General features: G+C 74.2%; 18 protein-coding genes and 1 pseudogene. 8 read left to right on the plus strand and 11 right to left on the minus strand.

All coding sequences use genetic code 11. The annotated features are described in order from the left end of the window. The first annotated feature begins 229 nt into the window (after positions 1 to 229). Complete coding sequence (locus tag ADK41_RS42525) at positions 230 to 676, plus strand: CU044_2847 family protein (RefSeq protein WP_063756573.1); 447 nt, start codon at positions 230 to 232, stop codon at positions 674 to 676. Here ADK41_RS42525 and ADK41_RS17135 read toward each other — a convergent pair. Then, positions 637 to 2,319 (minus strand): chloride channel protein, encoded by a 1,683-nt coding sequence (locus ADK41_RS17135; RefSeq protein ID WP_078662070.1) that lies wholly within the window; start codon positions 2,317 to 2,319, stop codon positions 637 to 639. The two genes, ADK41_RS42525 and ADK41_RS17135, sit on opposite strands and share 40 nt — an antisense overlap. Positions 2,320 to 2,572: 253 nt before the next feature. On the opposite strand from ADK41_RS17135, the gene fxsA reads away from it, so the two are divergent. The 3 genes from fxsA to ADK41_RS17150 are packed head-to-tail and all read left to right on the plus strand — an operon-like array spanning position 2,573 to position 5,381. Then, positions 2,573 to 2,866 carry an FxSxx-COOH cyclophane-containing RiPP peptide gene (gene fxsA, locus ADK41_RS41715; RefSeq protein ID WP_158717692.1) on the plus strand — a complete coding sequence of 98 codons (294 nt, stop codon included), beginning with the start codon at positions 2,573 to 2,575 and terminating at the stop codon, positions 2,864 to 2,866. A 2-nt stretch (positions 2,867 to 2,868) separates the two neighbouring features. Then, positions 2,869 to 4,101 (plus strand): FxsB family cyclophane-forming radical SAM/SPASM peptide maturase, encoded by a 1,233-nt coding sequence (locus ADK41_RS17145; protein ID WP_234318936.1) that lies wholly within the window; start codon positions 2,869 to 2,871, stop codon positions 4,099 to 4,101. Further along, entirely contained in the window at positions 4,098 to 5,381 is a 1,284-nt protein-coding gene (locus tag ADK41_RS17150) for an aKG-HExxH-type peptide beta-hydroxylase (RefSeq protein ID WP_030831119.1), read from the plus strand. Before ADK41_RS17145 ends, ADK41_RS17150 begins: the two co-directional genes overlap by 4 nt. A 52-nt stretch (positions 5,382 to 5,433) precedes the next feature. Here the strand turns inward: ADK41_RS17150 and fxsT are convergent, their stop codons facing one another. From fxsT to ADK41_RS17175, 5 genes are all read right to left on the minus strand, one after another. Beyond that, the gene (gene fxsT, locus ADK41_RS17155; RefSeq protein WP_030831121.1) at positions 5,434 to 9,987 is read right to left on the minus strand and encodes an FxSxx-COOH system tetratricopeptide repeat protein; all 4,554 of its coding nucleotides are present in this window, start codon (positions 9,985 to 9,987) and stop codon (positions 5,434 to 5,436) included. Further along, positions 9,984 to 11,090, minus strand: coding sequence for a MoxR family ATPase (locus tag ADK41_RS17160; protein ID WP_030831122.1), 1,107 nt, complete (start codon positions 11,088 to 11,090; stop codon positions 9,984 to 9,986). The genes fxsT and ADK41_RS17160 overlap by 4 nt, the downstream gene beginning before the upstream one ends. Further along, the gene (locus ADK41_RS17165) at positions 11,087 to 12,619 is read right to left on the minus strand and encodes a hypothetical protein (protein WP_030831125.1); all 1,533 of its coding nucleotides are present in this window, start codon (positions 12,617 to 12,619) and stop codon (positions 11,087 to 11,089) included. Before ADK41_RS17165 ends, ADK41_RS17160 begins: the two co-directional genes overlap by 4 nt. Further along, positions 12,616 to 13,659, minus strand: coding sequence for an effector-associated domain 2-containing protein (locus ADK41_RS17170; protein WP_051843363.1), 1,044 nt, complete (start codon positions 13,657 to 13,659; stop codon positions 12,616 to 12,618). The genes ADK41_RS17165 and ADK41_RS17170 overlap by 4 nt, the downstream gene beginning before the upstream one ends. 633 nt (positions 13,660 to 14,292) lie before the next feature. Then, positions 14,293 to 15,249, minus strand: coding sequence for an endonuclease/exonuclease/phosphatase family protein (locus tag ADK41_RS17175; RefSeq protein ID WP_199821882.1), 957 nt, complete (start codon positions 15,247 to 15,249; stop codon positions 14,293 to 14,295). Positions 15,250 to 15,424: 175 nt separating this feature from the next. Between ADK41_RS17175 and ADK41_RS17180 the strand changes: the two are divergent. Then, positions 15,425 to 15,825, plus strand: a pseudogene (locus ADK41_RS17180) (aldo/keto reductase); the annotation flags it as partial. 12 nt (positions 15,826 to 15,837) lie between these two features. Here the strand turns inward: ADK41_RS17180 and ADK41_RS17185 are convergent. Genes ADK41_RS17185 through ADK41_RS17205 form a run of 5 tightly spaced genes read right to left on the minus strand, consistent with a single transcriptional unit; the run spans position 15,838 to position 21,330 of the window. Beyond that, on the minus strand, positions 15,838 to 16,623 hold the full coding sequence (locus ADK41_RS17185; RefSeq protein WP_030831136.1) for a GntR family transcriptional regulator: 786 nt from the start codon (positions 16,621 to 16,623) through the stop codon (positions 15,838 to 15,840). Positions 16,624 to 16,655: 32 nt separating this feature from the next. Further along, complete coding sequence (gene iolD, locus ADK41_RS17190; protein WP_030831139.1) at positions 16,656 to 18,527, minus strand: 3D-(3,5/4)-trihydroxycyclohexane-1,2-dione acylhydrolase (decyclizing); 1,872 nt, start codon at positions 18,525 to 18,527, stop codon at positions 16,656 to 16,658. Beyond that, positions 18,524 to 19,417: a 5-deoxy-glucuronate isomerase gene (iolB, locus tag ADK41_RS17195; protein WP_030831142.1), complete on the minus strand. Its 894-nt coding sequence runs from the start codon at positions 19,415 to 19,417 to the stop codon at positions 18,524 to 18,526. The genes iolD and iolB overlap by 4 nt, the downstream gene beginning before the upstream one ends. Before the next feature lie 28 nt (positions 19,418 to 19,445). Further along, positions 19,446 to 20,324, minus strand: a complete 879-nt coding sequence (locus tag ADK41_RS17200; protein ID WP_030831144.1) for a Cgl0159 family (beta/alpha)8-fold protein — start codon at positions 20,322 to 20,324, stop codon at positions 19,446 to 19,448. 13 nt (positions 20,325 to 20,337) lie between these two features. After that, the gene (locus tag ADK41_RS17205) at positions 20,338 to 21,330 is read right to left on the minus strand and encodes a PfkB family carbohydrate kinase (RefSeq protein WP_030831146.1); all 993 of its coding nucleotides are present in this window, start codon (positions 21,328 to 21,330) and stop codon (positions 20,338 to 20,340) included. A 309-nt stretch (positions 21,331 to 21,639) separates the two neighbouring features. Here ADK41_RS17205 and ADK41_RS17210 point away from each other — a divergent pair, with 309 nt between their 5' ends. The 3 genes from ADK41_RS17210 to ADK41_RS17220 are packed head-to-tail and all read left to right on the plus strand — an operon-like array spanning position 21,640 to position 24,652. Beyond that, entirely contained in the window at positions 21,640 to 22,659 is a 1,020-nt protein-coding gene (locus ADK41_RS17210) for a sugar ABC transporter substrate-binding protein (protein ID WP_030831149.1), read from the plus strand. Beyond that, positions 22,659 to 23,735 (plus strand): ABC transporter permease, encoded by a 1,077-nt coding sequence (locus ADK41_RS17215; RefSeq protein WP_030831152.1) that lies wholly within the window; start codon positions 22,659 to 22,661, stop codon positions 23,733 to 23,735. The genes ADK41_RS17210 and ADK41_RS17215 overlap by 1 nt, the downstream gene beginning before the upstream one ends. Positions 23,736 to 23,740: 5 nt before the next feature. After that, positions 23,741 to 24,652, plus strand: a complete 912-nt coding sequence (locus ADK41_RS17220) for an ATP-binding cassette domain-containing protein (RefSeq protein ID WP_030831155.1) — start codon at positions 23,741 to 23,743, stop codon at positions 24,650 to 24,652. The last annotated feature ends 1 nt before the right edge of the window (position 24,653 follow it).

Here is a 24,653-nt window from a genome sequence, read left to right on the forward strand (position 1 = left end):
GTGGTCCGAGGGTCATTCCAGCGAAGGTCTGGAATGGCCCTCAGTCGTTCCCGGACCGTCTGTGCCCCCGGTCCCGGAACCGATGTGCCCGGTTCTTCATGGCCCGCTGCTCCGTCGGGCCTGTCCGGCGAGGGAGTCGAGGACGGTCCGCGCCGGTGTGTTCCGGCGCCTCGCGCCGTAGGCTGGCGCCGCCGGGCGCGCGGCCCGGTCCGGAGCGGGCGGAGGGGACATGCCGGAGGAGTTGGCGCGGTTCGGACTCGGCGACGGGGACGCCGCGGTGTACGTGGCTTTCGAGGACCAGGACCCGGAGATCGTGCGGGCCCGGAGCCGTGACCGGTCGGGGAACGGTGCCGTGGACGTCGCGGCGGGACGGTTCGAGGAAGGGCTCGACCAGGTCCGGCAGATGGCCGGGCGGACGCTGGAGCGGATGGTGTCGCTGCCCGCACCGCCGTCGACGGTGGAGCTCGAGTTCGGGGTGAAGTTCAACGTGGAGACCGGTGCGGTGATCGCCCGTACCGGGGTCGAGGGGCACCTCAAGGTCAAGGTGGTCTGGGAGCGGGGTGAGCGGCGCCGACGGCCCGAGGAGGACGAAGCGCCCCCGGCCGGAGGCGGGAACGGGGACGACGCGGCCGGGGGTCAGTCGGGCGCGCAGGCCGGGGCGGACGGCGAGGGCTGAGCCGCCGACGGCACCGTGGGGCCGACGACGGGCTCGGCCGCCGGGTCGGCCGCCGCCGGGCCCGTCGTGGAGCCGGCCGCCACCGTCGCCTCGCCGGTGGCCACGGGTGCGGGCTTCGGCTCCGGCGGCGGCCCGGACTCCCGGACCGGAGTCCGGGCCGCCGCCGGAACCGGGTTCGAGGTGTGCACCGTCCCGGACCGGCTCTCCGTCGCCTCGTCCTGCTCCTCGGCCGTCTCCCGCGGCCGACGCTCCAGCTGGCTCCGGTACAGCGTCGTGCGCCCCGTGACCGCCGACGCGCACAGGACCGCCAGCATGCCCGGCCCCAGGAGGGAGGCGTCCGCGACCATCTCCGTCGCCATGACCAGCACCCCGAGCGGCGCGTTGGCCACGGGACCCAGGCAGGCCGCCATGCCCACCACCACGTACGGGAGCGGTCCGGCCGACGGCAGGGACAGCGCCTCGCCGAGGCGCCAGGCGAGCGCGCCCGTCCCCGCGCCCACGACCATGCACGGTCCGAAGATGCCGCCGGAGCCGCCGGAACCGACGGTCAGGGCCGTGCCCGCGATCTTCGCGAGCGGGATGGCGAGCAACAGCACCACGGGGAGCCCGGCGACGAGTTCGCGGTCGGTGAGCGCCTCCATCAGGCCGTAACCCGTCCCGAGGACACCGGGCACCAGCAGCCCGAGGACGCCCACGAACAGGGCGGCGGCCACCGGGGCGGCGATCCGGGCCGGTAAGGACCGGACGCGCTCCTCGGTGCGCAGGTGCACGGCGTAGAAGGCGCCGGTGTAGAGCCGGCCGGCCAGCCCGCACAGCAGCCCGGTCACGGCGATCAGGACGAAGTCGCCGGCCCCGAAGCCCGGTCCGTCCGCCGAGTGCCGCCCGAGGACGGGGGCGAAGCCGTAGCACGCGCCGAAGACCAGCCAGCCCGCGCAGGCGGCCACGAGCGCCTTCGGCAGCACCCGGGCGTCCGTCTCCCTGCGGTACAGGAGCTCCGCGCCGAGCAGCGCCCCGCCCAGCGGGGCCTGGAAGATCGCGCCGACGCCCGAGGCGAGACCGATCACCAGGGCGGTGCGGGCCTGTCGCCGGGACATGCCGGTACGGCGGGCGATCACCGAGCCGAATGCCGCCGAAATCTGCGCGGCGGGCCCCTCCGTACCGCCCGAACCGCCGGAACCGATGGTCAGTGCCGAGGCGATGAGCTTCACCACGGTCGTCCGGCCGCGCATCCCGCACGGATCGTGGTGTGCGGCGGCGATCGCGGCGTCCGTCCCGTGCCCGCGCGCCTCGGGGGCCAGCCAGAGGGCCAACGCGGTGGCGACGAGCGCGCCCCCGGCGGCCACCAGCGGGACGGCCCAGGGGCGCTCGGACGGGACCAGTTCACGGAAGCCGCCCTCGGCGGAGGTCCGGTACGGGCGGAATCCGGCGATGTCCTGGAGGAGTAACTCGGTGCACAGATGCAGGAGTCCGAACAGCGCCACCGCGCCCAGTCCCGCCACCGCGCCGATCAGCAGGGCCGGCACGATCCAGCGGGACAGCGGGTCGGCCGATGCCCCCGGCGAGGGGAACAGCCGGGCCGCGGACCGTGGCAGAGGGCGATCGGCGGTGGAGCGAGGGCCTGTGGTCTTTCGCTTCCAACTCATCGGAGCTCCCTGGTTGTTCGGGCCGCGTCGCACGTATTGTGGCCCAGGGGCGGGCGGGCCCGCGCCATCGCCGCGCCGCCTCGATCACGCGCCGCGCCGTCTCGATCACGCCATCGACGAATCGGCCGTCTGTTTGGCGGGGGCGATGGGTGGCCATGACATGGAGAGGAGCCCGCACGGCTCCGCGCACGACGGAGCGCGGAGACACCGGAGGCGGGCGGGCCGTGGGACACGCGCGCGACAGGGGGAGTGCATGAGGGCCGGTCCACTCGAGCGAGGTCCGGACGTCGTACCGCCCGCGGGGGCGCCGGAACCGATGGACCGGGCGGACCCGGCGGACCCGCCGGATCTCCCCGGGGTTCCCCGCCCCCCGGACATCCCGGACATCCCTGATCTCGCGGGGCTTCCGCTGGAGGAGCTCCTCGACGCGCCGAATCCGGTGCTCGCCCGCGCCGCCCGGCGTGTCCTCGACCGGCTGACGGCCGAGGAGGCTCCGCTCGCCGCCTACAACTCGTCCGCCGTGCCCATCGACGACCACCCGGTGTGACCGTGCCCGAACGGTCCGGGCCGCCGCTCCCGTTCCGGGAGTTCCTGGTCAAGGTGCACAGCCGCTGCAACCTCGCCTGCCGCTACTGCTACGTGTACGAGAGCGAGGACCGGGGCTGGCGCACCCAGCCGGTCGCAATGGCCCCCGCGACGGCCGGGCGGCTCGTCCTGCGGATCGCCGAGCACGCCCGCCGCCACGCCCTCCGTTCCGTCCGGGTGATCCTGCACGGCGGCGAACCCCTGCTCGCGGACGGGGAGTCACTCGCCCGGCTCGTCCGCGGACTGCGGGCCGCGCTGCCCGCCGGCACCCGTGCCGAGGTGGCCCTCCAGACCAACGGCACCCTCCTCGGCGAGACGGTCCTGAGGCTCTGCCACGCAGAGGACATCCGGATCGGAGTCAGCCTGGACGGCCCACCCGCCGTTCACGACCGGTACCGCCGCGATCCGGCCGGCCGCGGCAGCCACGCCCGGGTGGCCGCCGCGCTGGAACTCCTCGCCCGCCCCGAGCACCGTCCGCTCTGGAGCGGACTGCTCACCACGGTCGACCCCTCGACCGACCCGCTCGCCACGTACGACCACCTGCTCTCGTACGATCCGCCCGCCCTCACCCTCATCCTGCCGCTCGGCAACTGGACCGTCCCCCCGCCCGGCCGCGTCCCGGACCCGGCCCGGACCCCGTACGCCGACTGGCTCGCCCAGGTCTTCGACCGCTGGTACGGAAGCACGGGCCGGGCGCCGCGCATCACCCTCTTCGAGTCGGTGATCGACCTGCTGCTCGGCGGCGCCTCCGGCAGCGAGGTGATCGGCGGCGGCCCGAGCCGGCTCGCCGTGATCGACACCGACGGTTCGCTCACGCTCTCCGACCATCTCAAGACCACCTACGACGGGGCCGACCGGACGGGACTCAGCGTGCACCGTGACCCGTTCGACGCGCTGCTCCGCCACCCGGGCGTCGCGGCCCGTCAGGCCGGCCGGGCGGGGCTCTGCGCCGACTGCCGGGCCTGCCCGCTGGTCGCCGTGTGCGGTGGCGGCCACTATCCGCACCGCTACCGGGCGGGATCCGGCGGCATGGGTCACGACAACCCGTCCGTGTACTGCCCCGATCTCGCCCGGTTCATCGGCCATGTGGCACGGACCGTCGCCGCCGACCTCCCGACGACGGCGAAGGCGGTGACGAAGGTGACGGCGGAGGCGGGGCGGATTCCGGACCGCCGGGGGGCGGAGCACCGCGGATGAGCTCCCGGTCCCTGTCCCCGCGTGCCTCCCGGCAGGATTTCTGGGAGTCCCTGGCGGCCGGCACCCCTGGTCCGGCGGCCCTCGCCGCTCTGCGCACCGCCCGCCGCAACCGCAACCTCCTGCTGCTCCGCGTCGCCCACCGGTGTCACCGGGCCGACCCGCACTGGGCGGCGGCCGTGGCCCTGCTCGCGGAGGTCCGACGCGTCCGGCCGGAGGTCTTCGCCGAACTGCTCGGTGACCCGGAGGCCGGCGCCTGGCTCGCGCGGCACGCCCCTCCCCGTGCCCCCGAGGACGGCGCCGCGGGCGGCACCGAGGGCGAACCCGCTGCCGGACTCGCCCGCCTCGCCGCCGCGGCGGCCCTCCGCGCCGGGCTCCGCTTCCGGATCCGGGTGCCGGTCGCGGACGGTACGGCGCTCGTTCTGCCCGGGCTCGGCGCCGTCCTCTTCCCGGCTCCGGGCCCCGGCGCCGCCACCGTCCTGTGCGACGGGAGCGGCGCCGCGGCCCTACGGGACGGGGAGCGGCCGGTACCGATCCACGGTGCTCCGGCGGCCGGGCCCGACGGCGCCGGGGGCTGGTTCCCCGTGCCGCGGCTGCGCCTCGGCGGCGGGGCCGCCGTACGGCTCGACACCCTCGACCCGCTGCGGCTCGGCGGCCCCGCGCCCCTGCCGCCCCGCCCCCTGTCGCCCGCCGAGCACACGGGCTGGGCCCGCCGGCTCGACGGCACGTGGCGCTTGCTGACGGAACGCCACCCCGAGCGGGCGGGGACGGTCGCGAAGGTGCTGCGCGTGCTCGTGCCGCTCACGGAGGAGGACGGAACCGGCTGGCGCAGCGCCTCGTTCGGCGACGCGACCGGACTGGCCGCGCTCTCCCCGGTCGACGACCCGGCCGAACTCGCCGCGGACCTCGTCCACGAGACCCAGCACTCGCTGCTCTACGCCGCCATGGACCTCGTCGAACTGCTCGACTCCCCGCCCGGGGCCCGGGCCGCCGTCCCCTGGAGCGATCGGCCCCGCCCACCCGCCGCGCTGCTGCAGGGCAGCTCCGCCTTCCTCGTCACGGCCGGCTTCTGGCACACCGAACTGCGGCTCGGCAACCCCGCCGCCCGGCGGCCGTACGAGCACGGCCGGCGCACCGCCGCGACCGCCCTCGCCACCCTCACCGCCCACGACGACTGGACGACGGAGGAGGGCCGGCGGCTGCTCGGCGCCCTGCGCACCGTCCTCGCCTCGTGGGAGGAGCGGGACCGCCGGGAGGAGCGGGACCGCCGCCCGCTCCCGTGAGGCCGCCGCCCGGCCCAGGGGCGCGGGCGACGGCCCCACGGATGCCGGAGCGTCACAGCGGGGGCGGCTCGATGTCGCACTCCGCGCGTCGTCCGGCCTCCGCCGACAGCGTCTCCCAGTGGTCGCCCCCCAGGGTTTCCCGGTAGCGGCGCACCACCGAGGCCAGCAGCTCCGCGCCCCGCTCCTCCTCCCCGCAGGACACGAGGTCGAGCGACACGTTGCGCAGGGCGGCCAGGGTCGCCGGATGCCGGTCCCCGTAGCGCTCCTCCAGGGTCCGGGCGCACCGCTCGCCCAGGTCCCGCGCCGCCTCGTGCTCGCCCGTCTTGGCCAGTCCCGTCGCCAGGTTGACGTGCGCGAGCAGCGACCACGGATGCGTCTCGTGCAACACCCGTTCGAGGCCGGGCGCGGTCTCCTGGTCGAGCCGGAACGCCTGCGGGAACTTGCCCACCGCGCGCAGCGCGGCCCCGTGGTTGACGGCCGCCACGTGCGTCAGCGGGTGCTCGGCGCCGAGCACCGTCCGATACCGCTCCAGGGCCTGCGCGCCCTGCCGCTCGGCGGCCTCCGCGTCGCCCGTCAGCCGCAGGTCGTTGGCGAGGTTGGCGAACGCGGCGAGCGTGTCGATGTGCATCGGCCCGAGGATCGCCAGGTACAGGTCGAGCACCTCCTCGGCCAGCGTCCGCGCCAGGTCGAACCGACCGGCCTTGCGGCAGGTCACCGACATGTTCTTGATCGCCCGCAGGGTGTGCGGATGCCGGTCGCCGTACTGCGTGCGGTACTGCGCGAGCGTCTGCTCCTGGAGTTCCAGAGCCGCCGCGTACTCGCCGCACTCGCGCATGTCGCGGGCCACGTTGTTGACGGAGAAGAGGGTGGAGAGCGCGGTGGCGCCGAGGACCGTGCGGAGGTCGTGGTGGACGCGCCGGTCGAGGTCCAGGGCCTCCCCGTAACGCCCGTTGACGCGCAGGCTCACCCCGTAGTTGTGCCCGGCCCGCAGGGTGAACGGGTCCTCCGCCCCGTAGACGTTCACGCTGCGCCGGTACGCGTCCTCGTCCAGCTCCAGGGCGTCCGCGAACCGGCCCGCCGTCCGCAGGTCGGCGGCGAGTACTCCGGCGGCCGTGAGCGTGTACTCGTGGTCGTCGCCCACCGTCTCCCGAAGCCGGCGCAGCACCTCCTCGCTCAGCGGCCGCGAGAGGGCGAACTCGGCCAGCTGCCAGTGCGCGCTCGCCCAGTGCCGCATCGCCCACAGGGTCTGGAGGTCGTCCGCGCCCAGGAACGACTGCCAGTCCGTGCTGATCCGCTCGCCGAGCTGCGCCGCTCCCCGCAGCACGCCCCGCGCCAGCAGGTAGGAGATCATGTTGATCGCGGTGTCCCGGATGTGCCGGTCCTCGCAGCGGGGCAGTTTCGTCGGCTCCAGGTGCGGAAGGATGTCGGCGTAGTTCTGCCAGTGCTCGGGCCGCTGGGTGTCGCCCGGGTCGTGCGCGGCGATGACCTGGTGCACCAGGTGCCGCGTCTCGCTCTGCTCCTGGGCGGACAGTTCGTCCTGGAGGACCGCTCGCACCAGTCGGTGCATCTGCACCGTCCCGGCCACGTTGTCGACGGTGAGCAGCGAGAACTGGTTGATCGCCCGGATGGCGCGGCCCCGGGACAGGGGGTCGCGGGCGAGCCGCATGAGCGTCGGGGGCAACGGCAGCATCCTGGCGTCGTGCAGGAAGTCCAGCGCCACCGGCTCGGACCCGAAGAAGGCCAGCAGCCGCAGGAGTTCGAGCGCGCCCGGCGTCTGCGCGGCCAGCGTCTCCATGGAGGCCCGCCACACCACGGCCACCGGCAGGGTGATCGAGTCGACCCCCTCGGCCAGCACCTCGGCCCGGCGCCGCTCGATCATCGTCAGGAAGTCCGGTACCGCGATGCCGGTCTGCCGCTGCAGCGCCGCGCACTGCTCCAGGGCGAGCGGCAGATCGCCGAGGAGTTCGGCCAGCTGGTCCGCCTGCTCCGGACCGGCCCAGGGGGCGCGCGCCCGCAGGAAGTCCAGGCTCTCGGCGCGGGTGAACACGTCCACCTTGGTCGTGAGCACCCGGTCCGACCAGCCGGCGTGGCGCGAGGTGATGAGGATGCGTCCGGCCCCCTCGGAGTCGCCGATCAGCGACGGCAGGTAGGGGATGACCTCGTTGGGCTGCCCCGCGTTGTCGAACACCAGCAGCCAGCGGCTGTGCGGCGTGCCCGAGGCCAGCGCTGCCAGCACACGCGCCACCGTGTCGCTCTGCGGGTCCGGCACCAGGCCGAGTTCCGGTGCCAGCATGGTCAGCTGGGCGCGGATCACCGCGGGCTGCTCGGCGTCGATCCACCACACCCGGTCGTACTCGTGCCGGTGCAGCTGGACGTACTTCAGGGCGAGCTGCGTCTTGCCGACCCCCCCGAGGCCGTGCAGTGCGTGCGGCAGGACGGCGGCCCGTGTACTCACTCCCAACTTCCGGTGCAGCTCTGCCAGTTCACTCTCGCGCCCGGCGAAGTGCGGATTGGGCAGGGGGACGGAACGGGGTGAGCGGGACTGGCCGGAAGGGGCCGGCCCCTTGGGGCCGGCGTCGCCGGGGCCGGAGGGCGTGACACCCGGTGCGGTGCCTCCCGCCGCTGGAGGTTCCATGGTGGTGGTGTCCTTTGCGTTCGGGGGCGTTGTGCCGTTGTCCTGAGGGGAGCCGGGGTCGGTTCCGGTTCCTGCCCCGCTTCCGGGGGGAGCGCCGTCTCCTTCTCCACCCGTCCCGCCGTCCGCGGGCCCGCCGGTCCGCGAGGCGACGGCCGCCGGAGCTCCCCCCGCCGGGGCCGGTGCCGGGTCCTCCTCCGCCGTCACCTCTTCCCCGGTGGTGACCGGACCGAACGGAGTCGCCCCCCGGACCGGGTCCCAAACCGCACCATAGGGTGGACCGAGCGCCCTGAGCGCGGGTCCCGCGGCGTCGAGGAGCTCGCGGTCCATATCGGTGAGGGTGTCCGCGTCGGGCTTCTCCCGGCTGCCGATCACGGTGCGCAACAGGTCCGGCCGGGCCCCGACCGCACGTCCGGCCAGCGCGGAGGTCTCCTGGAGCGCGCGCAGCAGCTCGGTGCGGCCCAGCCCGCGCAGCAGCCGGGAACGCACCCCGTCCAGGAACTCGAACATGTGCTCCTCGCCGGTCCGCCCCAGGGCGGCCGTGGTGCGCAACGTGAGCAGTCCGCCCAGCAGGATCTCCGCGAACGGCAGCGGTCCGCCGGCCGCCACCGGACCCCGCCGCACCGCCTCCACCGCCTCGGGCCGCAGCGGCACCATCGCGAGCCGGGCCGCCAGCCGCCGCGCGGCCGGGGAGGCGTGCTGCAGGAACCGCCGCACCGCCAGGTCCGGCGGCACCGGACTGCGCCGCTCCTCCCAGGTGAACGGAGGCAGACAGTGCGGCGTGAGCCCTTGCTCGTCCACCAGCAGCGAGGTCGTCTCGGCCCACGGCAGAGCGCCCCCGGTCACCATCCGGGCCCAGCCCGCGAACCAGCCGGGTTCCAGTTCCAGCACGGGTACGGGGACGGGCAGCGGATCGGCCGGGCCGCTGTCGCGGGGGCGCTCCCACCGGCCGTACCGCAGCAGTTCGAGATGGGAGTTGGGGAGTCCCGGCGCGGAGGCCCGCACCCGCAGGTCCATCGGCACGCCGTCGCAGAGGTCCCACAGATGGGTCGGAAGCGGCTGCAGCACCGCGACGGGCGCGCGTCTGCCCCAGGTGTGCAGCAGCCGGGGCGCGGCCCCGCCCGCCCAGGCGTCGCCCACGCAGTCGCTCATCACCAGGACGATCCGGCGCCCGTCCGGATGGAACAGTTCGGCGGGGCTGTGCCGAAGCCCCCCGTCGGCCGAGCGCAGCACCGCGTGCTTGCCGTCCCGGGTGTCCAGCGACCAGAGTCGTACGTCGGCGAACGCGCCCTGTCTGCGCAGCAGTTCGGCGAACGCGTGGGCCACCGGCTGCCATACCGTCATGGACACGCTGCGCTCCACGACGAGGGCCACTTCGAACCAGCGGTCGGGTGGCCGGGTGAGCACCGGGTGCCATTGGCCGGTCTCGGCCGCCCGTACCGCGGTCGCCTCCTCGTCCAGCACCCGTCGTCGGGCGCCGCCCGGCAGCCGGCGATTGAGCGGCCGCAGGGCCCGGGCCAGGCCCCGGGCGTCGCGGAGCGCGCCGGGTAACTCCTCACCGGTGACGGACCCCCGGCCGGTGGAGAGCGTGTGGGAGATCCGGGGGAGGGCGGGCAGCGGGCCGTCGGGGACGGCCGGGCCGGTGGCGCCGGCGCCCGGGGGACCGTGCGCCGTCGCCGTCGCCGTTCCGCCCCCGGGGCCCGTCCCGGGGTCCGTTCCCGTTCCCGCGCCGCCGTCCGCCGCTTCGGACGTGTCCTCCGGCGTGGGAGGGACATCGGAAGGACTGCCGGGGACCGCGCCGGTCTCGTGGCCGTCGGCGCCCCGGTCGCCCGTGTCCCGGTCGTCCGTGTCCCGGTCGTCCGCGGCCCGGGCGGGGCCCGGCGGCCCCTCCCGCTGCCCGATCACCTCCGCGAGCCAGATCGCCTCCGCCCATTCCCGGGCCGTGGGCCCTGCGGAGCCCTCGGGTCCGGTCATGGTGAGGTGTCCGAGGACAGGTTCCGCCAGAGGGCGTCGCGCAGTTGCAGCCAGGAGGCGTCGTCCGCCTCGGCGGCGCCGTTGGTGAGCATGTGCACGGTGTTGAGCAGCTGGTCGATGGCGAGGTCGGCGCTGTCGCCACGCTGCTCCACGAACTCCCGCACCAGCTCACGCGTCCGTTCGTCGAGCGCCCCGCCGAAGTGGGAGGCGACCATCGCGGCGAGCCGCTGCCCGTCCGGTGCGGGCATCCGGACCTCCAGACACCTGCGGCGAAAGGCGGGTGGGAAGTCGCGCTCCCCGTTGCTGGTGATCACCACGATGGGGAACTCGGCGCAGCGCACCCGGCCCGCCGTCACGGTGACCCGGTGGTCGTGGTCGGCGGTGGCCACCTCCACCTGGCGCCGCGACTGGGCGAGCCGCTCCAGCTCGGGGACGTGGTATTCGCCCTCCTCGAAGATGTGCAGCAGGTCGTTGGGGAGGTCCACGTCGCTCTTGTCCAGCTCGTCGACGAGGAGCACCCGGGGCCGCCGCCACGGCAGCAGGGCCGTCCCCAGCGGTCCGAGCGTGAGGTAGCGGCCGATGCCGGGCAGCGGGCCCTTCTCGGCGGGGGAGCGGTGCCCCGGCTGCGGGGCGTCCTGGACCCGGCCGATGGCGTCGTAGTCGTACAGACCGTCGCGGAGCGTGGTGCGGCTCACCACCGGCCACCACAGCACCCTGCCCAGCCCCAGCTCGGAGGCGATCTGGTGGGCGAGGGAGGACTTCCCGGTGCCCGGCGCGCCCGTGACGAGCAGAGGGCGGCGCAGATGGATCGCGGCGTTGACGACGTGCAGCACCTTCGGGTCCAGTGTGCCGCCGCGCCGCCTGCCGAGCCGGCGCCGGGTGTGCCGGTCGTCGGCGGGCAGCGGCACGTCCAGCGGACCGCGTTCGGACTCCGGCCGGAAACGGCGCCAGGCCGGCGGCGGGGGAAGCTTCGGCAGCACCTCGTCCCGCGGTGAGCGGTGTTCACCGGTGTCCCGGAAGACCCACCAGCCGGGGACGGAGGATCCGTCGGTCCCGTCCGCACCGTTCGCGCCGCCCTTCACACGGTGCACGGTCCCGCTCATGGCAAGCCACCCCCGGTCGACGGATGCCCCAGTGCGGAGTCCGCCCCCTCCAGTCCGTCACGACCGTCCCACACTAGGCTGATGTGCCGATGCAGGTCCAGAACGGAGAAGGCCTCCGCGTCCGGCCCCACTTCCCCCCTCAGCATCCTTACCCGCTCGGGCAGTTCCATGAGCCTGCCGGCCAGTACTTTCCGTGTTTTTCGTTCCGCCTCCGGATGGCCGCCCACCTCGCGCACCGCCACGATCACCGGCATCCCCATCTCCAGCAGCACGTTGACCGCGTCCCCCTCCAAACCACCGGTGTACGGAGGAGGTTCGAGGAACAGCCAGCCCAGCTGCTCGCGGTCGTGACGCAGCTGCCGGAGCAGCTCGACCGGCCGCAGCCGCTCGCCGTACGGCACCACGCGCACGGCGGCCGACTCGAAGGCGGTCTCCGGGGCGATGGTGAGGAGGTCGGACCGGGCGTGGAGCCGCGGACGCCAGTGCGGCTTCGCCCACCGGTCCCGGCTGCGGACCAGGACCGTGTGGTCGGCGCCGATCGGACGGGCCACCGAGTCCGGCGGCCGGACCGTGATCTGGTCCACCGGCAGCCACAGAAGCGGCCTCGGCAGCAGGAACTCGACGACCATTCCCGCGCTCAGCTCTCCGAGCTCCTGCACGCAGGACAGATAGCGGCCCGCGACCTCGTCCTCCATCGCGGCCCGTGAGGACAGCTGCGCCGGCTCGCCGTACGGCCGTGCCCCGTCCGGGCCGGGCGGCACCACCCAGGACCGCACGGTGTAGAGGTCGGGCACGGGCGTGCGCGCGGTGATCTCCACGAGGAGCCGGTACGGGGAGAGCGGCCGGCCGGCCCGGGCGGCCACCTCGTCGCGCAGCCGGGTCAGCCGCAGCGGACTGCGGCAGCCCAGACGGGGGGCGACCCGCCCGCTCCAGGCGTGCAGCCGGGCCCGGAGCGGGGTGTCCTCCAGGACGGCGACGGTCTCGACGAAGACGAGCAGGGGGTGCGGCTCGTTCTCCCAGCCGTACGGCAGGTCCTCGAAGACCGCCAGCAGAGCCGAGACCTCGTCGTGCCGTTCGTCGTGTCCCCGGCCGGACCCCCAGTCCGCCGGGGAGACGGGGCCGGCGCCGGTCTCGTGCAGGACGCGCAGGGCGAGGGGGCGCAACCGGGACGCCTGCTCGCAGGACTCCAGGAGTTCGCACAGGGTCAGGCGGTGGTGCCGCTCCAGGAGCTCCGGGGGGAAGAGCTGCCGTTGCAGCCGCTCCACCGCCTGCCAGCTGGTCGTCTTCTGGTGGCCGCGGGAGAACTCCTCCAGATAGACGGACAGCCCGCCCGGATGGTCGGCGCAGTAGGCCAGCTCCAGGGCGAGCGCCTCCACGGTGTTGCTCTCGGGCGAGCGCGGTGCCGCCCCGCATTCCGACGCGACCCGTCGAAGCGCCGCCCGCCGGGCCGAGGCGGTGTCCGCGGACGAGCGCTGGAGCCGGGCCATCTCGTTGGCCAGCGCCCAGTACGGATCGCGGGAGCCGCTCATCGGGCGGCTCCACCGTCGGACCTCCGCGCACGCAGCCGGGCGACCTCGCGGTCGAACTCCCGCATCGGCAGCGAGTCCGGCTCGTACCAGCGCAACGCCGCCGCGAACCGGTCGATGCCGTCCTCGTACTCCAGACAGAGCCCGAGCACCGCCCGGGCGTCGTTGATCAGGACCCCGGTGCGCTCGACGTGGAAGGCGATGTGGTCCCCGGCGTCCCGCAGCACCCGCTCGCGGCGGTGCGGATCGGCGAAGCTCCGCACCTTCACGAGCACCCGGGCGAGATCCCGCTCGGCGCCGGCCGGCCAGGGCGGCGGAAGGACGTCTTCCAGGCCGGGGTCGCCGTACGGCCGGTACGGGTGGGGCCCGTCGGCGCCCGGGGCCCCGTCCGCTCCGGCGGCGGGGCCGGTCACCGCGTCCGCGAGATCGGGGCAGTACCGTACGACGACCTCGACCGGGATGAGCCAGCCGGTACGGCGCTCCGCGCGGGTGTCCTCCGCGACCACCAGGCCGATCACGTGCCCGGATGCGTCGACGACTCCCGCTCCGCTGTAGCCCTGCCGCAACCGGTCACCGGCCTCGCTCGCCGCCTCGAGCTGCATCCACTCGGGGCTCAGCCCGCCCGATCCCACCAGCCGTGCCCGCAGCCACAGTCCGGCGGGCGCGCCGGCGACCTGCCCGAAGGCCCGGACGATCCGGTCGCGGGCGGGGCCGCACGGCCGCAGCCCGGCGGGCCGGCAGTCGACCGGGGCGTCCCCGTACAGGTCGAGCACCGCGACGTCGGCCCGCTCCTCGTCCGGCGGGGCCCAGCCCCGGGGCGCGACCCCGGCGCGCACCGGCCCGGCGCCGGGCGCGAGGGAGCCGGGGAAGTCCACCGTGAGTTCCGCCTCCCGAGGGTCCCCGGCATCGGCACCGAGCGCCCCCTCCACGACGTGCGCGCAGGTCACCACCCTGCCGCCGGTCACGAGCACCCCCGCGCCGGCCGGTGTCCCCCGCGCGTCCAGGATCCGTACGCGCCACGACTCCGCGAGCGAATGTCCCACCCCTGCTCCCCCGTTTCCCGCTCCGCGAGCCTCCGCCACACATCCCGTCCGCCGGGGCTGGGCACGGCCGCGGTGAACCAGGTGCTGGAGGCGCGCGTGTTACGGCCATGCTAAGCAGCAATACCCGGTCGGCGTCCCGGCAAGACGTCCGAATCGGACGGGAGGGCCGAAGAGTGGCCGAAATGCCGTTGTCGGGGGTTCCCGCAGGCCGAGACGGTCGGCGCCGGGACGACGGCCGGCGACGAACCGCCGGACGTCCCGCCGGCCGGGGCGCCCCGGTGGCCCGTGAACCCGAACACGTGACGTCGGCCGATCGTCCGGAGCCGGACCGGCGCCGACGGGACGGCCGTCGACCACGTCGGGCCGGTACGGGGTCCGCTTCGGCTCGCGCTCGACGGCTCGGGCGATCCGGCGGGGGTCCGCCGCGGCGCGGCCGCCGGTCTCGCGTCCTTGGCGGCAGCCGGGAACCCTCGGTCGTATACGAGACGTGGAACGGCCGCCCGGCCGGCGTCTTGGCCCTGACCGGGGTCCGCCGCCGGCCCGGCCACCCATGTGCGGGCGGAACACGGCGGAGCCGGTCGGCACGGGCGGTCGTCCGAGGCGGCGTGTCCCGTGAGGAGCTCCGGTCCCCTCTCAGCGCGGTGTGACCCGCGCCGCGACCGGCAGGTGGTCGCTGCCGGTGGCGGGCAGGGTGCGGAGGTGGGCGACGGTCGCCGAGCGGGCCATGACCTGATCGATCCGGGCCAGGGGGAGGGCGGCGGGGAAACTGAGGGCGAAGCCCCGCTGCGCCACGTTCATCCGTGAGGTGAGCGGGGCCAGCCCGCGGTCGTCGGCCGTGCCGTTGAGGTCGCCCAGCAGGATCACCGTCTTCAGCGGCTCGGCGGCGAGGGCCTCGCCCAGCAGACCGGCGCTCTCGTCGCGCCGGGAGGACGCGAGCCCGCTCACCCCCACACGAACCGAGGGCAGGTGCGCGACGTACGCCGCGATCTCGCCGTGCGGCGTGTGGACCGCGGCCCGCAGGCCGCGACTCCAGGGATCCGCGACGCCCACCGGTTTGATGTCCAGGCGACGGGCGCCGGAGAGCGGATGCCTCGACCACAGCCCGACGGTGCCCCGGACCGCGCGGTACGGGTAGTCCGCGGCGAGCGTCCTCTCGTACACGGCGAGTGCCGGGGGCACCAGCTCCTGCAGCGCGATGAGATCGGGCCCGGCGTCGGCCAGCGCGCGGGCCGTGCCGGCCGGATCGGTGTTCTCGTCGCTGACGTTGTGCTGCACCACGATCAGGTCGTGCGGACCGGACTCCCCGACGGGCAGGAGCAGTCCGCCGAAGAGGTGGGTCCAGGCCGCCGTCGGCAGGAGCAGCGCCACCAGCGCGGTGGCCGAACGGCGCAGCAGGGCCCAGCCGAACAGCACGACGATCACCAGGCCGAGCCACGGCAGGAACGTCTCCAGCAGACTGCCCACCCGGCCCGTGGAGTTGGGCACCACCCGGTGGAACGCCAGCAGCCCTGCCGTCAGCACCGCGAGAGCGGCGGGTACCCGCCCCCGTTCCCACGCCCACCGGCCCCACGTCCCTCGGGTCGCCGCCACTGCTCGCTCCACCTGGTTTCCCGTCCGCTCGACTCGTCGTCCAGGACGAATCGCGAGGAGGATCGGTTTCCGTTCCGCCTCGACGTGCCGCCAACGCGCTTGACTTGCAGCGCTCTCCGAGCGGAGGACTCCCGGTCCGTGCCCCGACGACGGGGTACGGAAACGGGAGGGATCACACAGCTGTCTGCGCCCCCGCACCGACCTCCCCGACGACCTCTTCCCCGACGGCGGCCTCGGTCACGCGGGCGCGGAACCGGCCGGCTGCCTGCGGGCCGAGCCCGCCCTGACCCCGGTCGCCTGCCGCCGCTGCTCGAGGGCGCCTGCGCCCGCCCCGAACGCCTGCCCGCCGACTACGGCCACCCGGGCACCCCCGCTCGCCTCGCCGTGCTGCACGAGGTCGCCCGGGAGACCGGGGCGACGCCGGGCCGGACCGTGCCGGCCCGGCAGATCGGCCACGAGCTGCCGGTCCTCCCGCCGGCCGGAGTGTCGTCACTCGCGCAGGGGGAGGAGGACCTGGCCGCGGTGGACCCGGAACTGCCGGCGGAGCAGCGGGCCCGGCTGGACGCGGCCCGCTGAACGGCCCCCGCCTCACGGTCTGACCAGCAGCTGGAAGTCGAACGAGTAGTGGGACGCACGGTAGACGTGGGTGCCGTACTCCACCGGCCGGCCGGTGTCGTCGTAGGCCGTGCGCTGCATGGTGAGCAGGGCGGCGCCCTCCTTCTCGTCCAGCCGGCCGGCCTCCGCAGCGGTGGCCGCGCGGGCGCCGACGGTCTGGCGGGCGCTGTGCAGGGTGATGCCGGCCGAGCGCATCATCCGGTACAGGCCGGTCGACTCCAGGCGGGCGCCGTCGAGGCCGAGCAGGCCCGGCGGGAGGTAGTTGCACAGCAGGGCGACCGGCCGGCCGTGGGTGCGGCGCAGGCGTTCCAGCAGGACCACCTCGCCGCCCTCGGCCAGGTGCAGGGCGGCCGCCACGCCCGGGGGCGCGGGGACCGTCTCGTTGCGGACCACCTGCGTGGTCGGTTCCTGCCCGGCCGCCTCCAGGTCGTCGTAGAGACTGCTCAGCTCCAGGGGGCGCCTGACCTTGCTGTGCACCACCTGTGTGCCCACCCCGCGCCGCCGGACCAGGAGCCCCTTGTCGACGAGGGACTGGATGGCCTGGCGGACGGTGGGGCGGGACAGGCCGAGCCGCACGGACAGGTCGACCTCGTTGCCCAGCAGGTTGCCGGGGGCGAGGGCGCCCTGCTCGATCGCCGCCTCCAGCTGCTGTGCGAGCTGGTGGTACAGCGGCACCGGACTGCCCCGGTCCAGAGCGAAGTCCAGGGTGCTGAGCGCGGGTCCGGTCGCGGCACGTGCGGGGTCACCGGTCTTCGCCATGGACGTACCTTCCTGTAGCGGCGCGGGCGGGTTCACAGGTGCCGGCGGCGGCCGGCGACCTCGGAGTCGTACCGTGCGCGGGCCCGGGCGGCGGCCTCGCGGGCGGACACCTCGGCCACCGGCACGTCCCACCAGGCCTCGGCCGGGGGAGCGGTGGGGGCGGGGTCGGTCTCGACGTACACGCACGTCGGGCGGTCACAGGCGCGCGCCTCGGCCAGCGCGTTCCGCAGCTCCCGCACGGTCTTGGCGCGCAGCACCTCCATGCCGAGGCTGGCCGCGTTCGCGGCGAGGTCCACGGGCAGCGGGGCGCCGGTGAAGGAGCCGTCGGCGGCCCGGTGGCGGTAGGCGGTGCCGAAGCGTTCGGCGCCCACCGACTCCGACAGGCCGCCGATGGAGGCGTACCCGTGGTTCTGCACCAGGACCAGCTTGACGGGGAGGTTCTCCTGGACGGCGGTGACGATCTCCGTCGGGTTCATCAGATAGGTGCCGTCGCCGACCAGCGCCCACACCGGGGTGCCGGGCGCGGCCTGCTGCACGCCGAGCGCGGCCGGGATCTCGTAGCCCATGCAGGAGTAGCCGTACTCCAGGTGGTACTGGCGGGGGCTGCGCGAACGCCACAGCTTGTGCAGGTCGCCGGGGAGCGAACCGGCCGCGTTGATCACCACGTCCGCGTCGCCGACGACCGCGTCGAGCGCGCCGAGCACCTGCGTCTGCGTCGGCACGGCCGTGTCGTCGTCGGCCCGGTAGGCGGCCAGGACGACCCGCTCCCAGCGCTCCTTGCCGGCCCGGTACTCCGCCTCGTACGACGGCTCCACGCGATGGCCGGCGAGCGCCCCGGCCAGCTGCTCCAGACCCGTGCGCGCGTCGCACACCAGGGTGCGCGCCGCCAGCTTGTGCGCGTCGAAGCCGGTGATGTTGACGTTGAGGAAGCGCACGTCCGGGTTCTGGAAGAGGGTGCCGGAGGCGGTGGTGAAGTCGGTGTAGCGGGTGCCGACGCCGATCACCAGGTCGGCGGTGCGGGCGAGTCCGTCGCTCACCGCCGTGCCGGTGTGGCCGATGCCGCCGAGGTCGGCCGGGTGGTCGTGGCGCAGGGACCCCTTGCCGGCCTGGGTGGAGGCGACCGGGACGCCGGTGGCGTCCACGAACGCCTTCAGCGCCTCCTCGGCCTCGCTGTGGTGGACGCCGCCGCCCGCGACGACCAGCGGCCGCCGCGCCGCCCGTACGGCCTGCGCGGCCGCCGCCAGCTCCACCGGGTCCGGGGCGGGACGGCGGACGGACCAGACGCGCTCGGCGAAGAACTCCTCCGGCCAGTCGTACGCCTCCGCCTGCACGTCCTGGGGGAGGGCCAGCGTCACCGCGCCGGTCTCGGCCGGGTCGGCGAGCACCCGCACGGCGTTCAGGGCGGAGGGGATCAGGGCCTCCGGGCGGGTGATCCGGTCGAAGTACCGCGACACCGGACGGAGGGTGTCGTTGACCGACACGTCGGCCTCGGCCGGGTGCTCCAGCTGCTGGAGCAGCGGGTCGGCGACGCGCGAGGCGAAGTAGTCGCCGGGCAGCAGGAGCACCGGCAGCCGGTTGACGGTGGCGAGGGCGGCGCCGGTGACGAGGTTCGTGGCGCCGGGGCCGATGGAGGTCGTCACCGCCTGCGCCGACAGCCGGTTCAGCTGACGGGCGTACCCGACGGCGGCGTGCACCATCGCCTGCTCGTTGCGGCCCTGGTGGTACGGCATGACCTCGGCGTACTCGACGAGCGCCTGCCCGATCCCGGCCACGTTGCCGTGGCCGAAGATGCCCCAGGTGCCCGCGATGAGCCGGCGGCGCACGCCGTCGCGTTCGGTGTACTGGGCGGACAGGAACCGCACCAGCGCCTGGGCGGTCGTCAGTCGGCGGGTGGCGGCGCTCATACGGACCTCTCCGGTGCGGTGTAGAGGGGGAGTCGGGGGTCGACGGCCTGGTCCGGCCAGGTGTCGCGGACCCAGGCGTGGTCGGGGTGGTCGCAGATCAGCCAGGCGCGTTCGGCCTCGGGCCCCGCCATGACGTTGAGGTAGTACATGTGGTGGCCGGGCACGGCCATGGACGGGCCGTGCCAGCCGTCCGGGATGAGGACGACGTCGCCGTCGCGCACCTCGGCCAGCACGTCCGTCCCGCGGCCCGGACCGGACGGGGAGACCCGCTGGTAGCCGAGGCCGGGGGTGCCGTCGTGGCCGGCGAACTCGAAGTAGTAGATCTCCTCCAGCACGGACTCCTCGCCGGGCCGGTGCTCGTCGTGCTTGTGCGGCGGGAAGGACGACCAGTTGCCGCCCGGGGTGAGCACCTCGACCGCGATGAGCTTGTCGCACTCGAACACGCCTGCCGCGCCGAAGTTGTTGACCTGCCGTGAGCAGTTCCCGGTGCCGCGCAGCTCCACGGGCACGTCGGAGGCCGGTCCGTAACGGGCGGGCAGTCGGCGGGTGCAGCGGGCGCCGGTGAGCGCGAACCGTCCGCCATCCGTCGAGGCGACGGTCGCGCGGGCGTCGCGCGGGACGTAGGCGAAGTCGGTGACGCCGTCGAACACACTGGCGCGGCCGGTGAGTTCGAAGGTGTCATGGCCGAAGTCGTCGTCGGCGGCGACCGTGCAGCCGCCGCTCAGCGGCAGCACGATCCACTCGCTGTCACCGGTGTCGAAGGTGTGCGAGCCACCGGGCGGCAGCTGAAGGACGCGCAGGCTGGAGTACCCCCAGCCGGCGGTCTTCGGGCTCACGTCGACGGCGTAGGGGCCGGCGGGGGCCTCGCCCGCGGGAAGGTGATGTGTCATGCCGTGCCTCCGTCTTCGAACGGGTTCCTCACAACAGGCCGACGGCCGTGTCGACCGCCGTCTCCACACTGCCCTCGGCCGGGTAGAGCAGCGAGCGGCCGACGACCATCCCCATCACGGTGGGCAGCCGCAGCGCCTTGCCCCACCGTTCGTAGGCCGCCTCCTGGTCGCCGACCTCGCCGCCGAGCAGGACGACGGGCAGCGTGGAGGCCTCCAGCACCTCCGGCATGGCGTCGACGTCGTCGGTGACCGGGAGCTTCAGCCAGGTGTAGGCGGAGGTGCCGCCCAGGCCGGAGGCGATGGCGATGGAGCGGGTGACCGCCTCGGCGGACAGGTCGTTGCGGACCCGGCCGTCCCCGTCCCGGCGCGAGATGAACGGCTCCACGAACACCGGCAGCCGGCGTTCGGCCATGGCGTCCACGGCGCGGGCGGCGGACTCCAGGGTGGCCAGCGAGCCCGGGTCGTCGTAGTCGATGCGGACCAGCAGTTTGCCCGCGTCGAAGCCCAGCCGGGCGATGTCCTGCGCGCGGTGGCCGGTGAAGCGGTCGTCCATCTCGAAGGAGGCGCCGGCCAGACCGCCCCGGTTCATCGAGCCCATGACGACCTTGTCCTCCAGCACCCCGAGGAGCAGCAGGTCCTCCAGGATGTCGGCGGTGGCCAGCACCCCGTCGACGCCCGGCCGGGACAGCGCGGTGCAGAGACGTTCCAGCAGGTCGGCGCGGTTCGCCATGGCCAGTCGGCGGTCGCCGATGCCGAGCGCGCCCCGGGCGGGATGGTCGGCGGCCACGATCATCAGCCGGCCGCTGTCGCCGATCAGCGGGCGCCGTGCCCGGCGGGCGGCGGCCTCGGCGACGGCCTCCGGGTTGCGGGCCCGGACCGTGGTGAGGTCGGGGATGCTGAGGTTCAAGGAAGGGCTCCGTTCAGGACTGGCTCGGCAGGCCCGCCGCGTCCGGCGAGGCGGCCCGCGCGAGGAGGTCCGCGACCTCCGGCTCGGTCGGCGTGGCGGACGAACAGGCGGGGCGGGAGGCGACGACGGCTCCCGCGGCGTCGGCGTGGCGCATGGCCGGCTCCAGGTCCCGGCCGGAGAGCGGACCGTGGCGGGGCGAGCCGCCGAAGGCGTCGCCCGCGCCGAGGCCGTGGACCACCTCGACCGGTGCCGGGGGCGCCTCGGCCCGGGTGCCGTCGCGGTGCACGGCGAGCACGCCCTTCGGTCCCTGCGCGGCCACGGCCGGTTCCGCCCCGGCCGCCGGCGGTGCCTCGGCGCGGGCCCCGGGCCCGCGCCCCCCGGTGGCGGCCTCGCACGCGTCGAGGTCGCCGACGGCGACCGCGGCGTGCCGCAGCGCCTCGCGGTGGTACGGGCGGGCCTGGCCCGGGTCCCGCCGGAACACCGGGCGCCGGTCCGGGGCGAGGACGGTGGTGGTGCGGCGGCCGTGGGCCTCCGGCGCGGCGAGGGCGGCCGAGCGGCCGGGTTCCTCGCTCGTGCCGGTGCCGGTGGTCCAGGAGGTCCCGGCCGCGCGTACGGCGGTCGGGTCCGGCTCGTCGGCACGGATCTCCAGGTCGGGGGCCTTGGGGCGGCGGGAGGAGTACGGCGGGAAGTCGTGCTGCGGGAAGATCCCGCAGCACGTGAGCGGGGTGGGGCGCGCGGGGACCGGTGCGACCCGGCGGTCGTCCACGCCGAAATCCTTCGGCGCCCCGTGCGGAAAGGCGTCGAAAGGGTCCTCGCCGGTGCGGGTGACGACCGCCGCGGAACGGCCCGTCCGGGCGGTGGCCCCCGCGACATTCGCGGCCGATCCGCCCGGGAATTTCCCGAACGTCTCCACGCGCGCCAACGGAACGCCGGTCTCCAGTGGATAAAGATCGACCCCGGTGCGACCCGTGGTGATCAGGTCGAAATACTGTGGTGGGACGGCCATTGAGCGACGCTCCTCGAACTGCTGGGGATGCGGGTCCAGGGGCGCCCTGCCACGGTGGGGGCGTGGATTCCAGGGACCTGCCGCCTCACAGGTGTAGGTCTCGGAGGGCGGCGATGTCAATAGTTTGTACTTACATTCGGACTAGTTAGTGAAATGATGTCTTAACAAAGTATTGACAGCGGACGGTTCTGGGGATTGGATCGCGTCCCAGCATGACCGCCGTGTTCCATGGCACACCCCGGACTTCCGAGGCACCGGATCCTCGGACTCCCGCCCTTTCCCCGCGTAGCACAGTGAGGTGCAGGACAGATGGACCGCTCTTCGCACACCCGCTCCCGCAGAATCGCGCCGTTCGTCGCGGTCGCGGCGGCAGCCGCCCTGACCCTCGCCGGCTGCTCCAGCGGTTCCGGCGGCAAGGAGTCCGAGGAGGGCGGAGCGGACGCCTCCGCGGGCAAGGCGAACACCCCCCGCATGAAGGTCGCCCTGGTCACCCATCAGGCGCCCGGCGACACCTTCTGGGACATCGTGCGCAAGGGCGCCGAGGCCGCCGCGGCCAAGGACAACATCGACCTCGTCTACTCCTCCGACCCGAACGCCGGCAACCAGGCCACCCTGGTGCAGAACGCGATCGACCAGAAGGTCGACGGCATCGCGCTCACCCTCGCCAAGCCGGACGCGCTCAAGGAGGCCATAGCCAAGGCGAACGCGGCCGGCATCCCCGTCGTCGGCCTCAACTCCGGGCTGAGCGACTGGAAGGACCTCGACCTGCTGGAGTTCTTCGGCCAGGACGAGTCCGTGGCGGGCGAGGCGTTCGGCAAGAAGCTGAACGAGGTCGGCGCGAAGAACGCCGTCTGCGTCGTCCACGAGCAGGGCAACGTCGGCCTGACCCAGCGGTGCGACGGGGTGAAGGAGACCTTCGAGGGCGAGACCCAGATCCTCAACGTCAACGGCACCGACATGCCGTCGGTGAAGTCGACGATCACCGCGAAGCTGAAGCAGGACTCCTCCATCGACTACGTCGTCACCCTCGGCGCGCCCTTCGCGCCGACCGCGGTGCAGTCGGTGGGCGACGCGGGCAGCAAGGCGAAGGTCGCCACCTTCGACCTCAACAAGGAGCTGACCAAGGCGATCGAGGCCGGCGACATCCAGTTCGCCGTGGACCAGCAGCCCTACCTGCAGGGCTACCTCGCCGTCGACGGCCTGTGGCTCTACAAGAACAACGGCAACTACAGCGGCGGCGGTGAGCAGCCGGTGCTGACCGGCCCGGCGTTCGTCGACGAGTCCAACGTCGACGCGGTCTCCGAGTACGCCGCGAAGGGCACTCGGTGATGAGCATGGCCCGACAGGCTGAGCCGGCGGTGACCCCACCGCCGGCCCCCGGCCCGAAACAGGGCGACGGCCGCACCGTGCGGCGCCCGCCGGCGCTGCGTCTGCTCGCCCGGCCCGAGGTCGGCGTGTTCCTCGGCGCCGTGGCCGTCGTGGTGTTCTTCCTGTTCGCCGCGCCGCCGGTGCGGGACGGCAGTGCCATGGCGAACATCCTGTACCAGTCGTCGGTCATCGGGATCATGGCGCTGCCCGTGGCCCTGCTGATGATCGGCGGCGAGTTCGACCTCTCGGCCGGTGTCGCCGTCGTCACCTCGGCGCTGACCGCGAGCATGCTCAGCTACCAGCTCACCCTGAACGTGTGGATGGGCGTGATCGTCGCCCTGGCGGTCTCCCTGGGGATCGGCGCGTTCAACGGCTGGATGCTGGTCAGGACCGGGCTGCCCAGCTTCCTGGTCACCCTCGGCACCTTCCTGATCCTGCAGGGCGTGAACCTGGCGGTGACCAAGCTGGTCACCGGCAACGTCGCCACCGACAGCATCAGCGACATGGACGGCTTCGACCAGGCCAAGGCGCTCTTCGCCTCCGGCTTCGACGTCGCCGGCGTCCAGGTGAAGATCACCGTGGTGTGGTGGCTCGTCTTCGCCGCCCTCGCCACCTGGGTGCTGCTGCGCACCAAGTACGGCAACTGGATCTTCGCCGTCGGCGGCAGCAAGGACAGCGCCCGCGCGGTCGGCGTCCCCGTCACCTTCACCAAGATCTCCCTGTTCATGCTGGTCGGCTTCGGCGCCTGGTTCGTCGGCATGCACAACCTGTTCTCCTTCAACACCGTGCAGTCCGGCGAGGGCGTGGGCCAGGAGCTCATCTACATCGCCGCGGCGGTCATCGGCGGCTGTCTGCTGACCGGCGGGTACGGCTCCGCGATCGGCCCGGTCTTCGGCGCCTTCATGTTCGGCATGGTGCAGCAGGGCATCGTCTACGCCGGCTGGAACCCCGACTGGTTCAAGGCCTTCCTCGGCGTGATGCTGCTCGGCGCCGTCCTCATCAATCTGTGGGTCCAGCGCACGGCGACCCGGAGGTGACCGCAATGACCGACAAGACCACCGGCGCCCACGGCTCCGTCCGCGAGGACACCGCGCCCGACGGCGACCGCCCCCTGATCGAGCTCCGCTCCGCCGGCAAGTCCTACGGCAACATCCGCGCCCTGCACGGCGTCGACCTCACCGTCCACCCCTCCAAGGTGACCTGCGTCCTCGGCGACAACGGCGCCGGCAAGTCCACCCTGATCAAGATCATCTCCGGGCTGCACCAGCACACCGAGGGCGAGTTCCTCGTCGACGGCGAGCCCGTGCGGTTCTCCACCCCGCGCGAGGCCCTCGACAAGGGCATCGCCACCGTCTACCAGGACCTCGCGGTCGTCCCCCTGATGCCGGTGTGGCGGAACTTCTTCCTCGGCTCCGAGATGACCAAGGGGCCCTGGCCCGTCCGCCGCCTCGACATCGACCGGATGAAGCGGACCGCGGACGAGGAACTGCGCAACATGGGCATCGTCCTGGACGACCTGGAACAGCCCATCGGCACGCTCTCCGGCGGCCAGCGCCAGTGCGTCGCCATCGCCCGCGCCGTCTACTTCGGCGCGCGGGTGCTGATCCTGGACGAGCCGACCGCCGCCCTCGGCGTCAAGCAGTCCGGCGTGGTCCTGAAGTACATCGCGATGGCCCGCGACCGCGGCCTGGGCGTCATCTTCATCACCCACAACCCGCACCACGCCTACATGGTCGGCGACCACTTCAGCGTGCTGCGCCTGGGCACCATGGAACTCAGCGCCGACCGCGGCGAGGTCGGCCTCGAGGAGCTGACCAACCACATGGCCGGGGGCGCCGAACTGGCCGCCCTCAAGCACGAGCTGGCGCAGGTCGGCGGCGTCGACACCGAGGAACTCCCCGAGGAGGGCGACCTCCAGGCCCCCGTGGCCGCAACTCCGGAAGGAAAGTCCTGAC

It is taken from the genome of Streptomyces caelestis (assembly GCF_001279005.1).
Classification (GTDB): Bacteria; Actinomycetota; Actinomycetes; order Streptomycetales; family Streptomycetaceae; genus Streptomyces; species Streptomyces heliomycini.

Excerpts from the sequence above, each read along its gene's own strand:
- ADK41_RS17220 (WP_030831155.1), top strand. The coding sequence starts at position 23,741 with ATGACCGACAAGACCACCGGCGCCCACGGCTCCGTCCGCGAGGACACC.
- ADK41_RS17210 (WP_030831149.1), top strand. The coding sequence starts at position 21,640 with ATGGACCGCTCTTCGCACACCCGCTCCCGCAGAATCGCGCCGTTCGTC.
- ADK41_RS17150 (WP_030831119.1), top strand. The coding sequence starts at position 4,098 with ATGAGCTCCCGGTCCCTGTCCCCGCGTGCCTCCCGGCAGGATTTCTGG.
- iolB (WP_030831142.1), bottom strand. The coding sequence starts at position 19,417 with ATGACACATCACCTTCCCGCGGGCGAGGCCCCCGCCGGCCCCTACGCC.
- ADK41_RS17160 (WP_030831122.1), bottom strand. The coding sequence starts at position 11,090 with ATGAGCGGGACCGTGCACCGTGTGAAGGGCGGCGCGAACGGTGCGGAC.
- ADK41_RS42525 (WP_063756573.1), top strand. The coding sequence starts at position 230 with ATGCCGGAGGAGTTGGCGCGGTTCGGACTCGGCGACGGGGACGCCGCG.
- fxsT (WP_030831121.1), bottom strand. The coding sequence starts at position 9,987 with ATGACCGGACCCGAGGGCTCCGCAGGGCCCACGGCCCGGGAATGGGCG.
- fxsA (WP_158717692.1), top strand. The coding sequence starts at position 2,573 with ATGAGGGCCGGTCCACTCGAGCGAGGTCCGGACGTCGTACCGCCCGCG.
- ADK41_RS17185 (WP_030831136.1), bottom strand. The coding sequence starts at position 16,623 with ATGGCGAAGACCGGTGACCCCGCACGTGCCGCGACCGGACCCGCGCTC.
- ADK41_RS17205 (WP_030831146.1), bottom strand. The coding sequence starts at position 21,330 with ATGGCCGTCCCACCACAGTATTTCGACCTGATCACCACGGGTCGCACC.
- ADK41_RS17165 (WP_030831125.1), bottom strand. The coding sequence starts at position 12,619 with ATGAGCGGCTCCCGCGATCCGTACTGGGCGCTGGCCAACGAGATGGCC.
- ADK41_RS17215 (WP_030831152.1), top strand. The coding sequence starts at position 22,659 with ATGAGCATGGCCCGACAGGCTGAGCCGGCGGTGACCCCACCGCCGGCC.
- iolD (WP_030831139.1), bottom strand. The coding sequence starts at position 18,527 with ATGAGCGCCGCCACCCGCCGACTGACGACCGCCCAGGCGCTGGTGCGG.
- ADK41_RS17135 (WP_078662070.1), bottom strand. The coding sequence starts at position 2,319 with ATGAGTTGGAAGCGAAAGACCACAGGCCCTCGCTCCACCGCCGATCGC.